Genomic DNA, 2,335 nt, shown 5'->3' with positions numbered 1-2,335 from the left:
GAGTATTAGCAACTGAAAATGAAGATATAAGAAGTTTAAGAGAATTAATAATATATGGAGTTAAGGGATTATCTGCATATATGAAACATGCAAATGCATTAGGATATGATAAGGAAGATATTAATGCGTTTATGCAAGCTACACTAGCAAAAACTTTAGATAATAGTTTAAGCTTGGATGAGTTAGTAGCATTAACTTTAGAGACTGGAAAAGTTGGTGTTGATGGTATGGCGCTTTTAGATCAAGCTAATACAGGAACTTACGGTCATCCAGAGATAACTAAAGTTAATATAGGTGTTAGAAAAAATCCAGGAATACTTGTATCAGGACATGATTTAAAGGATTTAGAGCTATTATTAAAGCAAACAGAAGGAACGGGAGTAGATGTATATACTCATTCTGAAATGTTACCAGCTCACTACTACCCAGCATTTAAAAAATATTCTCACTTTGCAGGAAATTACGGTAATGCTTGGTGGAAGCAAAAAGAAGAATTTGAAAGCTTCAATGGTCCAATATTAATGACTACAAACTGTATAGTTCCACCAAAAGATAGCTATAAAGATAGATTATTCACAACTGGAGCGGCTGGATTTGTAGGATGTACTCATATAAAAGGAGAAAGTGAAGATAACAAAGATTTTTCTCAAATAATAGAGTTAGCAAAAACTTGCCAACCACCAACTGAAATAGAAACAGGAGAAATAATAGGTGGATTTGCTCATAATCAAGTATTTGCATTAGCAGATAAAGTTGTAGAAGCTGTTAAGAGTGGAGCTATTAAGAAGTTCTTCGTTATGGCAGGATGTGATGGAAGGGCTAAATCAAGAAACTATTATACTGAATTCGCACAAGCTTTACCAAAAGATACAGTTATACTAACTGCAGGATGTGCAAAATATAAATATAATAAATTAGAACTTGGAGATATAGGTGGAATACCGAGAGTTTTAGATGCTGGCCAATGTAATGATTCTTATTCATTAGCATTAATAGCATTAAAATTAAAAGAAGTATTTGAATTAGAGGATATAAACGAATTACCAATAGCATTTAATATAGCATGGTATGAACAAAAAGCTGTAATAGTATTATTATCACTATTATACTTAGGAGTTAAGAATATACACTTAGGACCAACACTACCAGCATTTTTATCACCAAATGTAGCTAAAGTTTTAGTTGAAAACTTTGGTATAGGTGGAATAACTAATGTTGAAGATGATATAAAAATGTTTATGGGAAAATAAAGAATAGTTTTTAGTGAATATAAAAATATTAATAGAACCTATATTAAAAATTTAATATAGGTTCTATTTTATATTAAAATAGATAATACATTAGTTTATCATATAATTGGAATTTGAGGTTGTAATTATCTATTTTTTAAATAATAAGATTAAAAAATTAATTTAAAGAATTTATCTTATTCTATTAAAATATTTTCTATTTCTTCTAAATCTAAAATATTAATATGAGTTCTAGAATAATTAATAAGACCGACTTCTTTCATATTTATAAGTTCACGAGAAAGTGAAGGTCTTGTTATACCTAAAGATTCTGCGAGCTTTTCTTTAGTCATATTTAATTTTATGTTTTTAGTTTTTTGAAGCCTATATTCAGATATTAGAAAATTACATATTTTCTGCCTAATACTGCTGAATGTTAAATTTGTAATAGATTTATTTAAAACAAATATCTTATTAGTCAAATCATTTAAAAACATCTCAAGAAAATCTTCATGAGAAGTGCAAAAATGTATGAAATTTATTTTATTAATGAACATTATCTTTGATTGTGATGAAGAAATAACTGTTGCAGGATATAAATTTGTATCTGAAAATGCGATTACTTCTCCGAAAATATTTCCCTTAGAAAAGGATGAAACATGAATTATTTTTGTTCCCAGCATTCTTTTTATGTCTACGGAACCATCTAAAATTAAACCTATAGAAGTGCATGTATCCCCTTCCATGGCAATAATATCATTTTTACTATAATTTTTAATTGTATAATTTGTATCCTTGAAAAGTTCTAAAATATATTTTTCACTTTTATTTCTAAACATTTTAACTCCTTATTAAATCATTATTATTAGTATTTTACCACAATAATTCAAAATTTACATATTCGTAACAACTGTTACAGATTAAAAGTATTTATTTGGGTATTATAATATCATAATAAAAAATAATATAATTAAAAAGCAAAATTACTGTAAAAGGAGATAGATTATGAGTTTATTTTTAGGAAAAATACATTATTGGTTATTTAATAAAATTTTGTGGTTTGAAAAATTAGAAGGAAAAATAATTGAATTAGCTAAAGAAGAAGG

Annotated in this window: 2 protein-coding genes; one reads left to right on the top strand and one right to left on the bottom strand. The window is 26.9% G+C overall.

Features of this window, described 5'->3' with window-relative positions:
* Window positions 1–1,250, top strand: a 1,250-nt coding sequence (gene hcp, locus J7G74_RS16135; protein ID WP_297137258.1) for a hydroxylamine reductase, incomplete at its 5' end; no start/stop codon positions are given.
* 176 nt (window positions 1,251–1,426) lie between these two features.
* Here hcp and J7G74_RS16130 read toward each other — a convergent pair.
* The gene (locus tag J7G74_RS16130; protein WP_297137256.1) at window positions 1,427–2,068 is read right to left on the bottom strand and encodes a Crp/Fnr family transcriptional regulator; all 642 of its coding nucleotides are present in this window, start codon (window positions 2,066–2,068) and stop codon (window positions 1,427–1,429) included.
* Window positions 2,069–2,335: the final 267 nt, after the last annotated feature.

The organism is Terrisporobacter sp. (genome assembly GCF_017888745.1).
GTDB lineage: Bacteria > Bacillota > Clostridia > Peptostreptococcales > Peptostreptococcaceae > Terrisporobacter.
The sequence above is the reverse complement of the archived record's forward strand: the minus strand, read 5'-3'. Positions and strand labels throughout refer to the sequence as shown.